The following is an 18,085-nucleotide window of genomic DNA, read 5'->3' on the forward strand; positions in this document are numbered from 1 at the left end:
CGCGTATCGGATCTCGCGTATCGCGTCTCATATATGACGTACGAAGTACGACGCGGATGACCGTAGGAGTGGCCGGCTCCTTCGTCAATGCTTTTGACAAAGGAAGGTGGGGTCGCTTCACGCGGCGCGCCCGGCCGCACCGGGCCCGCGGGGCTCTTGCGGGCCCGGACCGCACTCGCCCACCGCGCGGCCCGGGCCCGTCTCACGCGGGCGGGGTCCAGCCCGGGTCGCGGCCGCTGAGGCCGATCGTCCGGTCCAGCAGCGGGGCGTCGGCCGGGACGGGGACGACGGGGCCGAAGATGCCCCCGCCCCGGTCGCCCTCCTCGGCGGCGGCCAGCAGAAAGGCGTGCGCGCTCTCCAGCGCGGCGGGGTCGGGCGTGTACGGCTGTCCGGTCGCGCGGGCCAGGTCCCAGCCGTGGATCACCAGTTCGTCGACGGCGACGGCGGCAGTGACCTCGCCCGGCATGTCGACGCCCCCGGCGCGCGTCATGCCGGTCCAGGCCGCCGGATCCCGCCAGGCCTCGGCGAGTTCGTCGAGCACCTTGGGCAGTTCGGCGCGCCAGGCGGGTCCGACGTCCGGCAGGGCGTCCTGCGGACCGGTGTCCGTGGTGGCCCCCAGGTCCTTCCGGCCCGCGTCACGGAAGGCGACGGCCAGCCCGAGGACGTGGCCCAGGAGATGGCGCACGGCGTAACGCGGGCACGGCGTGCTGTCCGCCAGCTGCGCGTCGGTCACCCCCTCGGCCAGGGGGGCGACGATCCTGGTCTGCGGTCCGAGGTCGAGCGGAGTGTCGGTCATGGCTGCTCCCGGGATGCGGTGGCGTACGAAGGGGTGACCGCGTGCGGGCGCGGAACTCATCGGCGAGCGGGTCCGGCGCCCGTCCGCGTCCGCCGCCTAGGGCATTCGCCCGATGCCTTCACCGCCGCCTTAGGACCACGATGACCAGGCATGACGACGAGATGGACGGCGGTCCGCGTGCTGCGCGACCGCACGGCGGGCCGGTGTCTGACGGCGGTGGTGGTCTCCGGGTTCGGCACCTCCGCGCTGTGGCTGGCGTCGGGGGTGTGGGTCAAGGACCTCACCGGCTCGGACAGGCTGGCGGCGCTGTGCCCGCTGGCGATGTGGGCGCCCGCACTGGCGGGCCCGGTGCTCGGCACCCTCGCCGACCGCCGTCGTCGCCGGCCGCTGCTGATCGTGCTGAGCCTGTGCATGGCGGCGCTGCTGCTCGCACTGTGCGCGGTGGACGGACCGGAGGAGCTGTGGCTGCTGTACGCGGTGCTCTTCGTGTACGGCGCGGCCGGCACGGTGCACGACGCGGCGGAGTCGGCGCTGGTCGCGGGCGCAGTGGACCGCTCCCTGCTCGGGCACTTCAACGGCCTGCGGATGACGGCCGACGAGGGCATGAAGCTGCTCGCCCCACTGGCGGGCGCGGGGCTGTACACGGCGTACGGCGGATCAGCTGTCGCCGTCCTGGACGCGGCGAGCTTCCTGGCGGCGGCGCTGGTGTACATGTCGCTGCGGGTCCGGGAGAGGCCGCCGGACAGGGCGCGGGAGGGCACCCGCGGCGCGACCGCAGAGGGCCTCCGGCGCCTGTGGGGGGACAGCGTGCTGCGCCCGCTGGCCCTGGCGGGCGGGGTCACCATGCTGTGCGCGGGGGTGAGCGGGGCGCTGACGTACGCGGTGGTCGAGGACCTGGGCCACTCCCCCGCGTACGCCGGTGTGCTGTACGCCGTGCAGGGCGCGGGGTCGGTGACGGTGGGGCTGCTCTCGGGCCCGGGCCTGCGGCGGCTGGGCGCGGGGCGGTTCGCCGCGTACGGCATCGGTCTGCTGGCCGTCGCGGTGGCGCTGCGCGCGGTGCCGTACGACCCGGTGGCGTGGGCGAGCGCAGCGGCGATCGGCGTGGGGCTGCCCGCCGCGCTGATCGCCGTGTTCACGGAGGTGCAGCGTCGTACGCCCGGACCGCTGCTGGGCCGGGTCACCGCCACCGCCGGCACCCTGGTGTACACCCCGAACGTGATCGGTCTCGCGGCGGGCGCCGCGATGGTCGAGCCCGTCGGCCATCGCGCGCAGTTGTCCGTCCTCGGGGTGGTGCTGGGGGTGACGGCGGCGGTGCTCCTGGCTCAGAGGCCGGCCAGCGCCGACCGTACGGCGGCGAGGTCCGCGTCCGACGCCAGCCCCGCGTGATACAGCCGCAGTTCGGTCGCCCCCAGGCTGCGCGCCCCGTCCGCGTCGGCCGCGAGGGTGCCGGGACTGCCGCCCATGCCGGAGACGACGGTGAAGTTGGCGGCGAGCACGGCGCCTTCCCGGCGCTCGGCGGCGAACGGGGCGATCGGACCGGGGCCGCCGGTGCAGGGGACGACCACGCCGTCGGCGACGGAGAGGACGTGCGCGGGGTCGACGCCGGCGTTGGCGCCGCAGTGGTAGGACACCGGGTCGGCGTGCAGCAGCACCTGGAAACCCTCGGGCGCGGCCCGGCGCACGGCGGCGACGGTCTGCTCCTGGAGGGTGCGGGCCGTGCGGTCGCGCCACGCGCGCGTGGCGTCCGCCGGGGTGTCGCCGAGCAGCTTCTCGACGCCCTCCCAGCCGCCCCCTGACGGCGTCTCTCCCCGCCACACCGGGTCCAGCGCGTCCCGGACGGCGGCGGCGAGCGCGTCCGCGTCCAGCCCTTCCGTCGCGTACCCGTCCCGGCAGGCGGGGCAGAAGCACAGGGACATCAGGTACTGGCCGGCGTCCCCGAGCGGGACCCCGGCGGTCTTGTCGTGGGCGTGCAGATGCGCCAGGCCGTACCAGCCGAGCGACTCCAGTTCGGTGCCGCGCGCGCCGGGGCGCACGGCCGCCTCGGCGGCGAGGTCCGTCAGGTAGGCGCGGGTGTCCGGCTGGGCGATGCACGGCGCCCACGGGTAACGGTCGCCGTAGGCGTTGACCACGGAGGTGTCCGGATGCTCGGCGCCGAGGCGGGAGTTGTGGGCGAGCACCACCCAGGTGTGCACCTCCAGGCCCGCGTCCGTGAGCGCGGCGGCGGCCTCGCCGAAGGCGTTGCCCGGCGCCCAGTCGCCCGCCGGGTGGGGGCGCGGTGCGCGGCCGGACCAGCGGGACTCGTCGGGCGGGTACAGCACGGCCGCGTACTCGGCGGTGACCACACGGGTCCGTGGGTGACGCGGTGTCAGCGCGCGGGTGGAGTGGTAGGCCGAGGCGAGGGTCACCTGCGCGGTGCCCAGCTCCGCGAGCCGCGCGGACGCCCCCGGATCCCCGTTGACGTCCCAGGGGTAGACGAACGCCGATGCCTTCACATGCCCTCCTCGAGCAGCGCCTGTCCACGCTCGATCAGTTGAGCGAGCTGCTTGAGATGATCCCCGGCCGGCTCGTGCAGCGGGGGGCGGACCTCCCCCACGTCCAGCCCGCGCAGCCGCACGCCCGCCTTGACCAGCGAGACGGCGTATCCCTGGCCCTTGTCCCGCAGGTCGACGAACGGCCGGTAGAAGCCGTCGACCAGGCGGCGGACGGTCGCCTCGTCGCCGGTGCGCAGGGCGGCGTGGCAGGCGAGGGCGATCTCCGGCACGAAGCAGAACACCGCCGACGAGTACAGGGTGACGCCGAGGCCGCGGTAGGCGGGCTGGGTCAGCTCGGCGGTGGGCAGCCCGTTGAAGTACAGGAAGTCCTCGACGCCGGCCGCGCGCACGGCGCTGACCGTGCGCTGCATCAGGTCGAGGTCGCCGTAGCCGTCCTTGAGGCCCACGACGCCGTCGGTACGGGCGAGTTCGACGACGGTGCCGGGGGCGAAGACGGCGTTGTCCCGCTGGTAGACGATCACGGGCAGGGAGGTCGCGGCGGCCAGCTCGCGGTAGTGCCGCAGCAGCCCCTCCTGCCCGGCCTTGACCAGGTACGGCGGCATGGCGAGCAGGCCGTCGGCGCCGGCGGCCTCGGCGAGGCGGGCGTAGCGGACGGCGAGAGCGGTGCCGTAGCCGGCGCCGGCGACGACCGGGACACGCCCTTCGGTGGCCTCCACCGCCGCGCGCACGCAGGTCTCGAACTCCTCGGGCGTCAGCGCGTGGAACTCGCCCGTGCCGCAGCAGGCGAAGACGGCTGCGGCCCCGGCCTCGACACCGCGCCGCACATGGAGCCGGTACGTGTCGGGGTCGACGGCGCCGTCGGGTCCGTAGGCGGTGACCGGGAAGAACAGCGGCCCGCTGGGGATACTGAGTCGCGCGGCGAGAGGGGCTGACGTCACAAGCTCTCCCTGGTCGTGGTCCATATTCTTGATTGCCGTCCATATTTCTGAACAGGGCCACGCTAAGGCGGGGCGGGGAGGCGGGTCAAGCGGATCGCTGCGCGTGGCGGACGCGGGAGGGGTGGGGCCGGGGTACTTGACGCGCCGCGTCCGGGCTCCTTAGCGTGTCCACGCACATGAACGCCGTGCGTCCACCTGCACGTTCGTTCCGTCCGTTCCGGCCGGCGCCGCAAGGAGACCCGCAGATGCCCGCTCCCCGCACCGTCCTGCTCACCGGCGCCGCCGGCGGTCTCGGCACGCTGATGCGGGAACTGCTCCCCCGGCACGGGTACGAGCTGCGGCTGTTCGACCTGCGGCCGGTGGAGGGCGCGCCCGACGCGATCGTCGGCGACCTGAGCGACCGGGACGCCGTGCGGGAAGCGGTGCGGGGTGTCGACGCGGTCGTCCATCTCGCGGGCATCTCGCTGGAGGCGTCCTTCGACAAGATCCTCAAGGCGAACATCGAGGGGACGTACAACCTGTACGAGGCCGCGCGCGAGGAAGGCGTACGCCGGATCGTGTTCGCCTCCTCCAACCACGCCGTCGGCTACACCCCGCGCCCCCAGGGCGACGATCCTCTGATCCCCATCGACACGCCCCGCCGGCCGGACACCTTCTACGGCCTGTCCAAGTGCTTCGGCGAGGACCTGGCGCAGCTGTACTGGGACAAGCACGGGGTGGAGACGGTGTCCGTGCGGATCGGATCCTGCTTCCCGGAGCCGACGAGCGTGCGGATGCTGTCGGTGTGGATGAGCCCGGCGGACGGCGCGCGACTGTTCCACGCGGCGCTGACGGCGGAGGGGGTGGGGCACACGGTGGTGTACGGCTCCTCCGCGAACACGCGGCTGTGGTGGGACCTGGGGTCCGCGCGGGCGCTGGGGTACGAGCCGCGGGACGACTCGGAGGCGTTCGCGGAGAAGCTGATCGCTGAGCAGGGGGAGCTGTCTTCGTCGGACCCGTCCCACGCGTGCCTCGGAGGTCACTTCGTGACCGACCCTCCCATCTGGCCGCACTGACGCGACGGAGGGCGCAGGCGGCACCTCTGCAACGCGCCCTCGTTTGGACCCGCGCCCCCGACGGCAACCCACCCGCCACGACCCGCCGTACGCCGACTGCCACCCGGCGCGAACCGTTCGCGCAGTTCCCCGCGCCCCTTGAGGGCGCCTCCTCTGCGGGCAGTCGTGCCGCTCGGGGCGGCACCCTCTGCAGCACACCCCCGCCCCCGACGGCAACCCACCCGCCACAACCCGCCGCCCGCCGACTGCCGCCCGGCGCGGGCCGTTCGCGCAGTTCCCCGCGCCCCTTGAGGGCGTCCCCCTCGCGCAGGCGGAAAACGCACCCCCGCCCGAGCGGACGGGCGGCAATCGGGCGCCCGGCGTCGGAAAACGGGCGCCCGCCCTGCCCGCTCTCACTCCCCACCCAGGTCCGAGCCGGGCACCCGCCCGCCCAGACGGGCACAACCGGGCATCAACGGACCCGCAACAGACCTGGTCAGCACCCCGTCCCCGCTGTACAACTTCCTGCAGAGGCCCGAACGGGCAAGCAAGCGGAGGAGGGGTCCAGCCATGGCCACCAGAACGGCCGAAGAGCGTCAACGTGAGATCGTGCGGGTGGCCCGAGCCACCGGCTCGGTCGACGTGACCGCGCTCGCCGCCGAGCTGGGCGTCGCCAAGGAGACCGTCCGTCGCGACCTCCGCGCCCTGGAGGACCACGGCCTCGTCCGCCGTACCCACGGCGGCGCCTACCCCGTCGAGAGCGCCGGCTTCGAGACGACGCTCGCCTTCCGCGCCACCAGCCACGTCCCCGAAAAGCGCAGGGTCGCGGCCGCCGCGGCGGAGCTGCTCGGGGACGCCGAGACGGTCTTCGTCGACGAGGGCTTCACCCCGCAGCTCATCGCCGAGGCCCTGCCCGCCGACCGGCCGCTCACCGTGGTCACCGCCTCCCTGCCGGTCGCGGGCGCGCTCGCGCAGAACGGCAACGCGTCCGTCCTGCTGCTCGGCGGCCGCGTCCGCTCGGGCACGCTCGCCACCGTGGACCACTGGACGACGAAGATGCTCTCCGGCTTCGTCATCGACCTGGCGTTCATCGGCGCCAACGGGATCTCCCGCGAACACGGTCTGACCACGCCCGACCCGGCGGTCAGCGAGGTCAAGGCGCAGGCGGTGCGGGCCGCCCGCCGCGTGGTGTTCGCGGGTGTCCACACCAAGTTCGGAGCGGTCAGCTTCTGCCGGTTCGCCGAGGTCGGCGCGCTGGAGGCGATCGTGACGAGCACCCTGCTGCCGGCCTCCGAGGCCCACCGCTACTCCCTGCTCGGACCGCAGGTCGTCCGGGTGTAGCACCTCCCACGCCCCTCAACCCCATACCCTCACACGTCCCCACGGGGCCGAGCCATGCCAGGTGACGCCCGATGTCTCCCTATACGTCCAGGAGCGATCCATGCGAACCCAGAGCCGACGGAGGCCGCGAGGCGTACTCGCCACGGCCGCCGCAGGGACGCTGATCGCCCCGCTGCTCTCCGGCTGCTGGGTCGGAGCGGGCGGGGCCGGATCCGGCGGCGACGCCATCAACGTCCTGATGGTGAACAACTCGCAGATGGTCGAGTTGCAGAAGCTGACCGCCGCCCACTTCACCAAGGAGACCGGCATCAAGGTGAACTTCACCGTGCTGCCGGAGAACGACGTCCGCGACAAGATCAGCCAGGACTTCGCCAACCAGGCCGGCCAGTACGACGTGGCCACCCTGTCCAACTACGAGATACCCATCTACGCCAAGAACGGCTGGCTGAAGGACATGGACCCGTACGTCGCCGAGGACAGGGCGTACGACCAGCAGGACGTCCTCGAGCCGATGCGGCAGTCCCTCACCGGCGAGGACGGCAAGCTGTACGGCCAGCCCTTCTACGGCGAGTCGTCGTTCCTGATGTACCGCAAGGACGTCTTCGCGGAGAAGGGACTGACGATGCCCGCGCGGCCCACCTGGCAGCAGGTGGCCGACCTCGCGGCGAAGGCGGACGGCGCCCGGCCCGGCATGAAGGGCATCTGCCTGCGCGGACTGCCCGGCTGGGGCGAGGTCATGGCGCCGCTCACCACGGTGGTCAACACCTTCGGCGGCACCTGGTTCGACGAGGACTGGAAGGCGCGGCTCGACTCCCCCGAGTGGAAGGAGGCCGTCAACTTCTACGTGGACCTGGTGCGGGAGCACGGCGAGTCCGGCGCGCCGCAGGCCGGCTTCGCCGAGTGCCTGAACAACCTCACCCAGGGCAAGGTCGCCATGTGGTACGACGCCACGTCCGCGGCCGGCTCCCTGGAGGCCGACGGCTCCCCCGTCGCCGGGAAGATCGGCTACGCGCCCGCGCCGGTCGAGAAGACCCAGTCGTCGGGCTGGCTCTACACCTGGGCGTGGGGCATCCAGAACGCCTCCCGCAACCCGGACAACGCCTGGAAGTTCGTCTCCTGGGCGTCCAGCAAGGAGTACGAGCAGCTGGCCGGCGAGCAGGTCGGCTGGTCCAACATCCCCGCGGGCAAGCGCGCCTCCACCTACGCCAATCCCGACTACCGGGCGGAGGCCTCCGCCTTCCAGGAGATGACCAGGCGGGCCATCGAACAGGCCCGCCCCGACGACCCCGGCGTCCAGCCCCGCCCGGCGCCCGGCATCCAGTTCGTCGGCATCCCCGAGTTCACCGATCTCGGCACCAAGGTCTCCCAGGAGATCAGCGCGGCCATCGCCGGACGCCAGTCCGTCGAGACGGCCCTGAGGAAGTCCCAGCAGCTCGCAGAAGAGATCGCCGAGGAGTACGAGGGACGATGACCGCCACGACCACGGCCCCTCCGGCCGCACCGAAGACGTCCGCCGTACCGGGCCGGCCCTCCGCCCGGCTGCGCGCCTGGGCCACCCGCGCCCCGCTGCTGCCCGCCCTGATCTTCATGATCGTGGTCACCCAGCTGCCGTTCGTGGCGACCCTGGTGATCTCCTTCTTCGACTGGAACTCCCTCTACCCCGACGCCCGCAGCTTCGCCGGGTTCGCCAACTACCAGGAGGTGCTGACCGACCCGGCACTGCGCAAGTCCGTCTGGACGACCGTCCTGCTCACCGTGGGCGTGGTCCTGGCCAGCCTGGTGATCGGACTGCTGCTCGCGCTGCTGCTGGACCGGAAGTTCCGGGGGCGGGCCGTGGTGCGCACCCTGCTCATCGCGCCGTTCCTGGTGGTGCCGGTCGCCGCCGCCCTGCTCTGGAAGCACGTCCTCTACAACCCGGAGTACGGCCTCCTCAACGGCCTGCTGCACTACGTCGGCGGTCCCCAGCCCGACTGGATCTCCGGCACCCCGCTGCTCGCCGTGCAGGCGTCGCTGGTGTGGCAGTGGACGCCGTTCATGATGCTCATCCTGCTGGCGGGGCTGCAGAGCCGGGACCAGCAGCAGCTCGAGGCGGCCCGCGTGGACGGCGCGAGCGACTGGCAGATCTTCGTGCACATCACGCTGCCGCACCTGCGCCGCTACCTCGAACTGGGCGCGCTGCTCGGCTCGATCTACATCGTGCAGAACTTCGACGCGGTGTTCACCCTCACGTCCGGCGGTCTCGGCACCGCCAACCTGCCCTACACCGTCTACCAGACCTTCTACCAGGCGCACGAGAACGGCCTCGCCTCGGCGGCCGGCGTCCTGGTCGTCATCGGCTCCATCGTCATCGCGACCTTCGCTCTGCGCGTGGTCTCGTCCCTGTTCCGCGAGGAGGTGTCCCGCGCATGAGCAGCACCGCCGTACGCACCCGCGGCCGGTTCCGCGGCGGAGCGGGTCTCGGCCTGGTCGCCTGGCTGGCCGGCATCGTGTTCTTCCTGCCCATCGCCTGGATGGCGCTGACGTCCTTCCACTCCGAGACGGACGCGGCCACCAACCCGCCCTCCTGGGGAGCCGCCCTCACCCTGGACGGCTACCGCGAGTTCTTCGGCGCGGACGGCGGCGCCAGCCCCTGGCCCGCCCTGATCAACTCGACGGTCGCGTCCGTGACGTCCACGCTGCTGGTCCTGGTGCTGGCGCTGCCCGCCGCCTACGCCCTGTCCATCCGCCCGGTGAAACGGTGGACGGACGTCCTGTTCTTCTTCCTCTCCACCAAGATGCTGCCCGTGGTGGCCGGCCTGCTGCCGATCTACCTGTTCGCCAAGAACGCCGGGATGCTCGACAACATCTGGCTGCTCGTCATCCTCTACACCTCGATGAACCTGCCGATCGCGGTGTGGATGATGCAGTCCTTCCTCTCCGAGATCCCGGTCGCGGTCATCGAGGCCGCCCAGATCGACGGCGCCCGGCTGCCGACGGTGCTGGCCCGGGTGGTCGCCCCGATCGCCCTGCCGGGCATCGCGGCGACGGCGTTGATCTGCTTCATCTTCAGCTGGAACGAGCTGCTGTTCGCCCGTGTCCTGACGGGCGTGGTCGCCGAGACCGCCCCCGTCTTCCTGACCGGCTTCATCACCAGCCAGGGCCTGTTCCTGGCGAAGGTGTGCGCCGCGTCGCTCGTCATCTCCCTGCCGGTGCTCGCCGCGGGGTTCGCCGCCCAGGACAAACTCGTCCAGGGCCTGTCGTTGGGAGCCGTGAAATGAAGGCCGCCGTCATCGAGTCCGTGGGCCGGGCCGTCGTCACCGAGGTCCCGGACCCGACGCCGGGCCCGAGGGACGTCGTCGTCGAGGTCGCCGCGTGCGGGCTGTGCGGGACCGATCTGCACATCCTGCAGGGCGAGTTCGCGCCGAAGCTGCCGATCGTGCCGGGGCACGAGTTCGCCGGCGAGGTGGTCGGCGTCGGCTCCCAGGTCACCGAGGTGGCGCTCGGCGACCAGGTGGCCGTCGACCCCTCCCTGTACTGCTACGAGTGCCGCTACTGCCGTACCGGCCACAACAACCTGTGCGAGCGGTGGGCGGCGATCGGCGTCACCACGGCGGGCGGCGCCGCGCAGTACGCGGTCGCGCCGGTGGCGAACTGCGTGAAGCTCCCCGAGCACGTCCGCACGCAGGACGCGGCGCTCGTCGAGCCGCTGTCCTGCGCGGTGCGCGGCTACGACGTGCTCCAGTCGCGGCTCGGCGCGCACGTGCTGATCTACGGCTCCGGGACCATGGGCCTGATGATGCTGGAGCTGGCCAAGCGGACCGGCGCGGCGAGCGTCGACATGGTCGACCTGAACCCGTCGCGTCTGGAGACCGCCCGCAGGCTCGGCGTCTCCGCGTCCGCGGCCACCCCGGACGAGCTGGACCGTCCGCAGGGCTGGGACCTGGTGATCGACGCGACCGGCAACGCGGCGGCGATCCAGGACGGCCTCGGCCGGGTCGCCAAGGCGGGCACCTTCCTCCAGTTCGGGGTGGCCGACTACGCGACCCGGGTGGAGATCGACCCGTACCGGATCTACAACCAGGAGATCACCATCACCGGCTCGATGGCCGTCCTGCACAGCTACGAGCGCGCGGCGGAGCTGTTCGCGAACGGCGTCCTCGACCCGGACGTCTTCATCAGCGACCGTCTCCCGCTGGAGCAGTACCCGCAGGCCCTGGAGCAGTTCGCGGCGGGCGTGGGCCGCAAGATCGTGGTCGTGCCGTAGGTCTGCCGGACGGCAGGTGGGGGCGCGGGCGCCGGGGAAGAAATCCCTGGGCGTCCGCGCCCCCTCCCCGTACGATCGCCGGCATGGCCAGACCTAGCGGCTTCACCTACGAGGCGCACCCCGACGGAACCGTCCACATCACCCACCACGGCCGCCGCGCCACCGTCCTGCGCGGCGACCGGGCCGCCCGCTTCCTCACCGAGGTCTCCGGCGCCGACCCCCAGCTGGTCATGGCCCGCTGGACCGGCAACTACCGCCGGGGCAACGAACGCGCGGCCCGCGACCACCCCCGCAACCGGGGCTGAGCGGGGACGGGGCCGGCGGCTCAGCCGAACGGACCACAGGTAAGGGAACGGTAAAACGGCCTCGCTCGTTCACCCGGCATGACAGCTATGACCCCCGGCTCGAACATCCCTCTTCCCACTGCCCGCGTGGCGGTGGACGTCGCCGCGCCCGTGCGGCTCGACGTATCGGGCCTGCTGCTCACCGCCGACGGCAAGGTGCGCTCCGACGACGACTTCATCTTCTACAACCAGCCCACGGGCCCCGGCGTGACCTACCGCTCCGGCGGGGGCTCGGCGCCCGACGCCATCACGGTCGACACCGCGGCCGTACCGCCCGGCATCGAGAAGATCGTCGTGACCGCGAGCCCCGACGCGGCGGGCCAGACCTTCCAGGGCATCGAGCCCACCGCGACCGTCCGCGACGCGGACACCGGCGCCGTCCTGGCGACCTTCACTCCCCCGCAGCTCGGCGCGGAGACGGCCCTGGTGGTCGTCGAGATCTACCTGCGCAACGGCGCCTGGAAGGTCCGGGCGGTCGGCCAGGGCTACGCCAACGGCCTGGCCGGCATCGCCACGGACTTCGGCGTCTCCGTCGAGGAACCGGCCGCCCCGGCGCAGCCGGTGGCCCCGCAGGCCGCCCCGCCCGCTCCCCCGGCCGCCGCCCCGCAGGCGCCGCCCGCCCCGGCGGCTCCGGCGGCTCCCCCGGCCCCGCCCGCCGCCGCGCCCGGCGCCGGGAAGATCAACCTGGACAAGGGCCGGGTCAGCCTCCAGAAGAACCAGACGGTCTCCCTGATGAAGGGCGGCCGCCCGCTGCTGTCCCAGGTGAAGATGGGCCTCGGCTGGGAGCCCGCCTACCGCGGCAAGGACATCGACCTGGACGCCTCGGTCATCGCCTTCGGCCCGCAGCGCAACCACATCGACAGCTGCTACTTCGGAAAGCTGCAGATCATCGGCGGCGCGATCCAGCACTCCGGTGACAACCTCACGGGTGAGGGCGCCGGCGACGACGAGGTCATCACCGTCGACCTCGGCCGCCTCCCCATGGAGGTCTCCGGCCTGGTCTTCACGGTGAACTCGTTCTCCGGCCAGAAGTTCACCGAGGTCGCCAAGGCGTACTGCCGTCTGCTCGACGCGTCCACCGGCGAGGAACTGGTCCGCTTCGACCTGACGAGCGCCGAGCCGCAGACGGGCGTGATGATGGCGAAGCTGATCCGGCAGTACTCGGGCGAGTGGGAGATGACCGCGATCGGCGAGTTCGTGAAGGGCCGCACGGTCCGCGGCATGGTCAAGCCGGCCGGCCAGGCCCTGTAGTCACCCGCGGCACGCACGAGAAGCGCCGGGCACCCCTCACAGGGGTGCCCGGCGTTCGTGTCAGGCGGCCGCCCAAGGCCAGTCGGCGTCGCGCCCCGCCTCCAGCAGCGGCACCATCCGGAAGGCCGCGTCGGACAGGCCGCCGAAGGTGTGCCGGTTCGCCGTGCCGGAGGGGCCGTGGCCCGCGCGGTACCCGGCCAGGTTCCAGGTGTAGACCGGCACGTCCGCCGGGACCTGCTCGGTCGGGTCGCCGTGCAGGCCGGCGGCGTACTGCTCGTCGGTGACGATCAGCACCCGGTCGTGCCCCCGGTGGTGCCGGCGCACCGCCTCGGTCGTGTCGGTGCCGCCGAGGTCCCCGAACCGGTCGAGGATCCTCAGCACCGACTCGCCCCGGCGGAACCGCACCGGCCTGCTCGTCGTGCCGAACTCGACGAGGTCGGCCTTCGCGGCCCGCAGCGCGACCGCCGTGCCGAAGACGGCCGCCGCGTCCGCGCGGGTGAGCTCGGAGCGGTCCGACATCCGGCTGTAGAACATCGAACCCGAGCGGTCCACGAGGACCAGCGTCCGGCCGGGCAGCTCGGGCACGTTGGCCAGCGAGTGCCCCAGCGCCTGCTCCAGCGGGTACGACCAGCGCAGCGACGGCGCGTGCCGGTACGCGGCGAGGTAGCGGAAGGGGAACTGCCGCGACCGTGCGACCTCCGCCGGGTCGGCGATGCGGGCGGCGACCCGCGCCGCGACCTCGTCGCTCACCCCGGCCTCGTCGAAGATGCGCAGGTTGCGCACCAGCGCCATCGGCCCCATGGAGGGGATGACGGCCTCCCAGGCCGCCTTGTCCATCGGTCCCTGCAGCCAGCCCGCCAGCGCCTCCCAGGTGAGTCCCGCGGCGGCGAGCCGCTCGGCGCCGCCGGGCGCGGTGACGACCGCGCGCCGCTCCTCGACGGGCAGCGCCATCAGCTCACGGTGGGCGGCCAGGACGGGAATCGTGGCGGGCGGCTCCGCGGTCTCCGGGTGGTGCCGGCGGTCGAGGGCGTACCGGAACAGGTCCCCCTGCCACGGCTTGGCCGGGTCCGGGGCGGCGTGCACCAGGTTGAGGATGTCGCCGAAGCGGTAGCCCTTGGACGCGGTGTCGTACTTGAGCAGGGCCTTGCCCCCGTAGAGCCGCCGCACGGCGTCGGCGACACCGCGCTTGACCGGCTTCGGGATGTTCCGGCCGTAGGTCGCCGTCCAGTGGGCGAGCAGTTCACCCGGCTCGTCGGGGCGGCGCAGCACGGAGTCCACGACCTGGCGGTTCGACGGGCCGTCGGTCGCGCCGGCGTCCAGCCGGGCCGTGACGTACTCGGCGGCGCCGACGAGCGCGGCGGTGCGCAGGTTGCCCTCGCCGCGCAGCCAGCCGAGCAGTCCGGCCGTCCAGTCCGGGTCGCTCACGGCGAGTTCGCGCACGAGCTTCGCGAACCGGTCGTCGCGGGCGTCGCCGCTTTCGTAGAACGTCCGCTGCGTGACGAAGTTGGCCACCGCGAGCAGGAACAGCTCCGAACGGGCGTCACGCTCGCGGCCACGGCCGCCCTGGTGGGTGCGCAGCACACGGCCGGTGGACGTGACGCGCGACGTCGGCTGCGGCCTCGCCGCGCGGGTGTTGAATCGCGCCATGGTGAATTCCCCCGAATTCCTGTCCGTTTCACGGAAAGGAGGCGCAACGAAGGAGGGTGCCCGAGAAACGAGTCGGCTGCGGAACATGTCAGGCGCGTCTTCCATTTCCGCCACGTCGGCCCAAGGCCGACGACGGGATTCGAACCCGCAGTGAACCCGATCCCGAAGTAACCGCTGCCTGCGCACCGGGCACCCACCAGAGCTGCGCCTCCCGAGATCAAGTCGGCGGCGGCATCGGTTTCTTTGGAGAGAAGAAGTAGCCGCAGCCCGCGCACCGGGAGGTGCATGAAGTTGTGGTGTCCAGAGTTCAAGACCGGCGGAACCGACGTAGGTGCTCTGGCCCCTGAGCTACACCGGCGCGTCGTGCCGGTGGCGGGACTCGAACCCGCGACCGCCCCATTATCAGTGGAAGTAGGTCCTGCCTTCGCACCTGGACGTGCATCACTGTACGAGGGCGGCCGTCGCCCGGGCGAGCGAATTAATCACCGGCGCACCGGCTGCTTTTCAGTTCCCTTGCTGCGACCGCGCCTTGAAAGCTGCCTTCCGTGCTTCCTTCGCGATCTTCCTGTCCGGGTGGAGGCGTCCCATCGCCTCCAGGACGTCCGCGGTCGCCGGGTGGTCCACCCGCCACGCCGTGTCGAAGAAGCCGCTGTGCTGCCGGGCCAGCCCTTCCACCAGGGAGCGCAGTTCCTCGGAGTTGCCCTCGGCGGCGAGCTGCGCGGCCACCGTGTCGATGGTGAGCCAGAAGATCATCGCCTCGGACGGCGGCGGCACGTCCGCGGCCCCGTGCTCGGCGAGCCACACCCGCGCCAGACCGCCGAGTTCGGCGTCGTCCAGCACCTCCCGCAGCGCGGGCTCCGCGGCGCCGCCCACCAGCGACAGCGCCTGCTGGCAGCGCAGCCTCCGCAGCGGCGCCCCCTCGTCGGAGCCGCGCGCGGCGGCGAGCAGCTCCCGCGCGGCCTCCAGCGGCCGGCGCCGCTCCAGCCAGTGCTCGGTCTCGGCATGGGCGGCGGCCGGCGGGTAGACGGCCGTGCCGTCGAGCAGCGCGTCGGCGCCCTTGTCCGCGAGGTCGCCGACCGCGGGCGCCTCGAAGCCGGCCTCCAGCAGCCGGGCGCGCAGCCCGTACAGCCCGAGCGGGGTGAGCCGTACCAGCCCGTAGCGGGCCACGTCCGTGTCGTCCACGGGGGCGGCGGGCTCCTCGTCGGCGTCGGCCATCAGGGCCTCGTCGACGGGCTGGTACTCGACGAGCCCGATGGGCTCCAGCATCCGGAACTGGTCGTCCAGCCGCATCATCGCGTCGGACACCTGCTCCAGGACGTCGTTGCTGGGCTCCGCCATGTCGTCGGGCACGATGACGGAGGCGGCCAGCGCGGGCAGCGGCACCGGCGCGTCGCCGGCCTTGTCCTCGCCGACGGTCAGCAGGTACAGGTTGCCGAGGACCCCGTCGAGGAACTCCGCCTCGGCCTCCGGGTTCCAGTCCAGCGCGTCGAGGTCCAGCTCCCCCGACCCCTCGCCGCCGGCGATGGCGTCGACGAGACCGCCCAGGTCGGGCACGCTCGCGTCGTCCAGCACGGTCTCCAGGGCGCCGAGCCACACGTTCAGCACGTCCTGCGGCGATCCCCCGGTGAGCAGCGACAGTTCGTCGCCCGCGCGGACGGTGCCCTCCTCCTCGTCGGCCACCTCGACGAGCCCGGTGTCCACGGCGACCCGCCAGGCCTCACTGGCGTCGGTCGCGGCGTCCTCACCGCTCAGGCCCAACTCCGCGGCGGCGTCCGGGAGCTGCTCGTCCACCAGTCCGCCGCCGGCGTCCACGCGGGTCGCGGGGCCTGCCCAGCGGGCCAGCCGGGCGGCCCGGGACAGCACCGGAGTGGACAGGGCGTCGCGCGCCAGCTCCGCTTCGGGGCGCAGCCGCGCCGGCGGCAGGATGGAGCTGTCTGACATCGGCTGTTTCTCCTAGTGCCCTCTACGTCTCAGCCGCTCAGCCTAGACGGATTTCCACCCATGCCGCCCACTTCCTCTCCGCGTCGTGCGGCGTGCATGGCCGAAACCTTGACAAGTGGTCCGGGCAGGCTGGACATTGACGCGCGTAGACGGGGTGTGTCCCGCACCGCGCCCGCCCCACCCTCGTTCCGGTCCCCGGAGGGAATCCCGTTGCCGAGCAAGCCGTCCGCGCGCCTCGCCGCGCTCACCGTCGCCGCCGTGTGTTCCGCGGCGTCCACCGTCGTCCTCACGACGCCCGCGCACGCCGAGTCCGTGCGCATCCACGACATCCAGGGCGACACGCGTGTTTCGCCGTTCGCCGGCAAGCAGGTCACCGACGTGACCGGCATCGTCACCGGCATCCGCACCTACGGTTCGTCCCGCGGCTTCTGGATCCAGGACCCCGCCCCCGACGCAGACCCGGCCACCAGTGAGGGCGTGTTCGTCTTCACCAGCTCCACCCCGCAGGGTGTCGCGGTGGGCGACGAGGTCTCCGTCTCCGGCACGGTCACCGAGTTCGTCCCCGGCGGCGCGTCCTCCGGCAACCAGTCGGTCACCGAGATCACCAAGCCCACCGTCACGGTCGTCTCGCGCGGCAACCCGGTCCCGGCCCCGGCCGTCCTCGACGCGCGCACCGTCCCGGCCGCGTACGCCCCGCAGGGCGGCCCGGCGGCCGGCGGTTCGGTCAACGCCCTCACGCTGCGTCCGGGCAGGTACGCCCTCGACCTGTACGAATCGCTGGAGGGCATGAACGTCCGGGTCGCCGACGCCCGCGTGGTGGGCGCGACCGACCCGTACACGGAGCTGTGGGTCACCGTGAAGCCGCGCGAGAACCGGAACCGGCGCGGCGGCACGGTCTACGGCTCGTACGACGCGCAGAACACCGGCCGGATCCAGATCCAGTCGCTGGGCAAGGCCGCCGACTTCCCCGACGCGAACGTCGGCGACGTCCTCGCGGGCGCCACCACGGGCCCGCTGGACTACAACCAGTACGGCGGCTACACCCTGGTCGCGAGCGAGCTCGGCACGCTGGAGGCGGGCGGCACGAAGCGCGAGACGACCCGCGCGCAGCACCGCTCCGAACTCGCGATAGCCACGTACAACGTGGAGAACCTCGACCCGTCGGACGACACGTTCGCCGCGCACGCCGAGGCGATCGTGCACCGCCTCTCCTCGCCCGACATCGTGTCGCTGGAGGAGATCCAGGACAACAACGGCGCCACGGACGACGGCACGGTCGCCGCCGACGTCACGCTCGGGAAGCTGATCGACGCCGTCGAGGCGGCAGGCGGCCCGCGCTACGACTGGCGCGCCGTCGACCCGGCCGACAAGCGGGACGGCGGCGAGCCGGGCGGCAACATCCGCCAGGCGTTCCTCTTCAACCCGGCCCGGGTGTCCTTCACCGACCGGCCCGGCGGTGACGCCACCACGCCGACCGACGTGGTGAGAGTCCGCGGCAAGGCCGCCCTCACCCTGTCGCCCGGCCGGATCGCCCCGCAATCGTCGGCGTTCGAGGACAGCCGCAAGCCGCTGGCCGGCGAGTTCGTCTTCCGGGGCCGCACGGTCGTCGTGATCGCGAACCACTTCTCGTCCAAGGGCGGCGACCAGGGCCTGACCTCGCAGTACCAGCCGCCGCTGCGCAGCTCGGAGACGCAGCGTCACCTCCAGGCCCAGGAGGTCCACGACTTCACCGCGAAGATCCTCAAGGTCCAGAAGAACGCGGCGGTCGTGGCCCTCGGCGACATCAACGACTTCGAGTTCTCCCGCACCACCCGCATCATGGAGGGCGACGGCGTCCTCTGGTCGGCGATCAAGTCGCTGCCCGCGTCGGAGCGTTACTCGTACGTGTACCAGGGCAACAGCCAGGCGCTGGACCAGATCCTGATCAGCCCGTCGATCCGCCGCTCGTGCTCGTTCAGCTACGACAGCGTGCACATCAACGCGGAGTTCCACGACCAGATCAGCGACCACGACCCGCAGGTCCTGCGCTTCAAGCCGTGACCCCGGCCTGACGCCGCT

General features: G+C 72.6%; 15 protein-coding genes. 10 read left to right on the top strand and 5 right to left on the bottom strand.

From position 1 onward, the window contains the following. Nucleotides 1–202: 202 nt before the first annotated feature. Nucleotides 203–796 carry a TIGR03086 family metal-binding protein gene (locus tag ACF1AG_RS26050; protein WP_391810486.1) on the bottom strand — a complete coding sequence of 198 codons (594 nt, stop codon included), beginning with the start codon at nt 794–796 and terminating at the stop codon, nt 203–205. Nucleotides 797–946: 150 nt separating this feature from the next. On the opposite strand from ACF1AG_RS26050, the gene ACF1AG_RS26055 reads away from it, so the two are divergent. Further along, nucleotides 947–2,182, top strand: coding sequence for an MFS transporter (locus ACF1AG_RS26055; RefSeq protein ID WP_359604006.1), 1,236 nt, complete (start codon nt 947–949; stop codon nt 2,180–2,182). On the opposite strand, the gene ACF1AG_RS26060 is transcribed toward ACF1AG_RS26055, so the two are convergent. Beyond that, a complete protein-coding gene (locus ACF1AG_RS26060; RefSeq protein ID WP_359604004.1) occupies nt 2,119–3,288 on the bottom strand; it encodes a hypothetical protein in 1,170 nt (389 codons plus the stop codon). The two genes, ACF1AG_RS26055 and ACF1AG_RS26060, sit on opposite strands and share 64 nt — an antisense overlap. Then, entirely contained in the window at nt 3,285–4,226 is a 942-nt protein-coding gene (locus ACF1AG_RS26065; RefSeq protein ID WP_359604002.1) for a 5-dehydro-4-deoxyglucarate dehydratase, read from the bottom strand. Before ACF1AG_RS26065 ends, ACF1AG_RS26060 begins: the two co-directional genes overlap by 4 nt. A gap of 245 nt (nt 4,227–4,471) precedes the next feature. On the opposite strand from ACF1AG_RS26065, the gene ACF1AG_RS26070 reads away from it, so the two are divergent. From ACF1AG_RS26070 to ACF1AG_RS26105, 8 genes are all read left to right on the top strand, one after another. Then, nucleotides 4,472–5,281 (top strand): NAD-dependent epimerase/dehydratase family protein, encoded by an 810-nt coding sequence (locus ACF1AG_RS26070; RefSeq protein WP_387794789.1) that lies wholly within the window; start codon nt 4,472–4,474, stop codon nt 5,279–5,281. A 549-nt stretch (nt 5,282–5,830) separates the two neighbouring features. Further along, nucleotides 5,831–6,601 carry a DeoR/GlpR family DNA-binding transcription regulator gene (locus tag ACF1AG_RS26075; RefSeq protein ID WP_359603998.1) on the top strand — a complete coding sequence of 257 codons (771 nt, stop codon included), beginning with the start codon at nt 5,831–5,833 and terminating at the stop codon, nt 6,599–6,601. A gap of 100 nt (nt 6,602–6,701) precedes the next feature. Then, a complete protein-coding gene (locus tag ACF1AG_RS26080; protein ID WP_359603996.1) occupies nt 6,702–8,072 on the top strand; it encodes a sugar ABC transporter substrate-binding protein in 1,371 nt (456 codons plus the stop codon). Then, the gene (locus ACF1AG_RS26085) at nt 8,069–9,010 is read left to right on the top strand and encodes a sugar ABC transporter permease (protein WP_359603994.1); all 942 of its coding nucleotides are present in this window, start codon (nt 8,069–8,071) and stop codon (nt 9,008–9,010) included. The genes ACF1AG_RS26080 and ACF1AG_RS26085 overlap by 4 nt, the downstream gene beginning before the upstream one ends. Next, nucleotides 9,007–9,858: a carbohydrate ABC transporter permease gene (locus ACF1AG_RS26090; protein WP_048458443.1), complete on the top strand. Its 852-nt coding sequence runs from the start codon at nt 9,007–9,009 to the stop codon at nt 9,856–9,858. The genes ACF1AG_RS26085 and ACF1AG_RS26090 overlap by 4 nt, the downstream gene beginning before the upstream one ends. Further along, nucleotides 9,855–10,844 (top strand): zinc-dependent alcohol dehydrogenase family protein, encoded by a 990-nt coding sequence (locus ACF1AG_RS26095; protein ID WP_359603992.1) that lies wholly within the window; start codon nt 9,855–9,857, stop codon nt 10,842–10,844. The genes ACF1AG_RS26090 and ACF1AG_RS26095 overlap by 4 nt, the downstream gene beginning before the upstream one ends. An 83-nt stretch (nt 10,845–10,927) precedes the next feature. After that, entirely contained in the window at nt 10,928–11,149 is a 222-nt protein-coding gene (locus tag ACF1AG_RS26100) for a hypothetical protein (RefSeq protein ID WP_359607602.1), read from the top strand. An 87-nt stretch (nt 11,150–11,236) separates the two neighbouring features. Then, a complete protein-coding gene (locus tag ACF1AG_RS26105) occupies nt 11,237–12,439 on the top strand; it encodes a TerD family protein (RefSeq protein ID WP_391810491.1) in 1,203 nt (400 codons plus the stop codon). 60 nt (nt 12,440–12,499) lie between these two features. Here ACF1AG_RS26105 and ACF1AG_RS26110 read toward each other — a convergent pair whose 3' ends face one another. Both ACF1AG_RS26110 and ACF1AG_RS26115 read right to left on the bottom strand, forming a co-directional pair. Continuing rightward, nucleotides 12,500–14,086, bottom strand: a complete 1,587-nt coding sequence (locus ACF1AG_RS26110; RefSeq protein ID WP_387794788.1) for a TROVE domain-containing protein — start codon at nt 14,084–14,086, stop codon at nt 12,500–12,502. 504 nt (nt 14,087–14,590) lie between these two features. Further along, nucleotides 14,591–16,027 carry a hypothetical protein gene (locus ACF1AG_RS26115; RefSeq protein WP_387794787.1) on the bottom strand — a complete coding sequence of 479 codons (1,437 nt, stop codon included), beginning with the start codon at nt 16,025–16,027 and terminating at the stop codon, nt 14,591–14,593. Nucleotides 16,028–16,237: 210 nt separating this feature from the next. Here ACF1AG_RS26115 and ACF1AG_RS26120 point away from each other — a divergent pair, with 210 nt between their 5' ends. Next, nucleotides 16,238–18,067 carry an endonuclease/exonuclease/phosphatase family protein gene (locus tag ACF1AG_RS26120; protein WP_387794785.1) on the top strand — a complete coding sequence of 610 codons (1,830 nt, stop codon included), beginning with the start codon at nt 16,238–16,240 and terminating at the stop codon, nt 18,065–18,067. Nucleotides 18,068–18,085: the final 18 nt, after the last annotated feature.

Origin of the sequence: Streptomyces sp. NPDC014764 (genome assembly GCF_043082785.1) — a bacterium.
Lineage (GTDB): Bacteria > Actinomycetota > Actinomycetes > Streptomycetales > Streptomycetaceae > Streptomyces > Streptomyces althioticus.

What these genes read in the sequence shown, in the direction of transcription:
- ACF1AG_RS26050 (WP_391810486.1), bottom strand. Translation starts at nt 796, where the DNA reads ATGACCGACACTCCGCTCGACCTCGGACCGCAGACCAGGATCGTCGCC.
- ACF1AG_RS26055 (WP_359604006.1), top strand. Translation starts at nt 947, where the DNA reads ATGACGACGAGATGGACGGCGGTCCGCGTGCTGCGCGACCGCACGGCG.
- ACF1AG_RS26070 (WP_387794789.1), top strand. Translation starts at nt 4,472, where the DNA reads ATGCCCGCTCCCCGCACCGTCCTGCTCACCGGCGCCGCCGGCGGTCTC.
- ACF1AG_RS26075 (WP_359603998.1), top strand. Translation starts at nt 5,831, where the DNA reads ATGGCCACCAGAACGGCCGAAGAGCGTCAACGTGAGATCGTGCGGGTG.
- ACF1AG_RS26080 (WP_359603996.1), top strand. Translation starts at nt 6,702, where the DNA reads ATGCGAACCCAGAGCCGACGGAGGCCGCGAGGCGTACTCGCCACGGCC.
- ACF1AG_RS26085 (WP_359603994.1), top strand. Translation starts at nt 8,069, where the DNA reads ATGACCGCCACGACCACGGCCCCTCCGGCCGCACCGAAGACGTCCGCC.
- ACF1AG_RS26090 (WP_048458443.1), top strand. Translation starts at nt 9,007, where the DNA reads ATGAGCAGCACCGCCGTACGCACCCGCGGCCGGTTCCGCGGCGGAGCG.
- ACF1AG_RS26095 (WP_359603992.1), top strand. Translation starts at nt 9,855, where the DNA reads ATGAAGGCCGCCGTCATCGAGTCCGTGGGCCGGGCCGTCGTCACCGAG.
- ACF1AG_RS26100 (WP_359607602.1), top strand. Translation starts at nt 10,928, where the DNA reads ATGGCCAGACCTAGCGGCTTCACCTACGAGGCGCACCCCGACGGAACC.
- ACF1AG_RS26105 (WP_391810491.1), top strand. Translation starts at nt 11,237, where the DNA reads ATGACCCCCGGCTCGAACATCCCTCTTCCCACTGCCCGCGTGGCGGTG.
- ACF1AG_RS26110 (WP_387794788.1), bottom strand. Translation starts at nt 14,086, where the DNA reads ATGGCGCGATTCAACACCCGCGCGGCGAGGCCGCAGCCGACGTCGCGC.
- ACF1AG_RS26115 (WP_387794787.1), bottom strand. Translation starts at nt 16,027, where the DNA reads ATGTCAGACAGCTCCATCCTGCCGCCGGCGCGGCTGCGCCCCGAAGCG.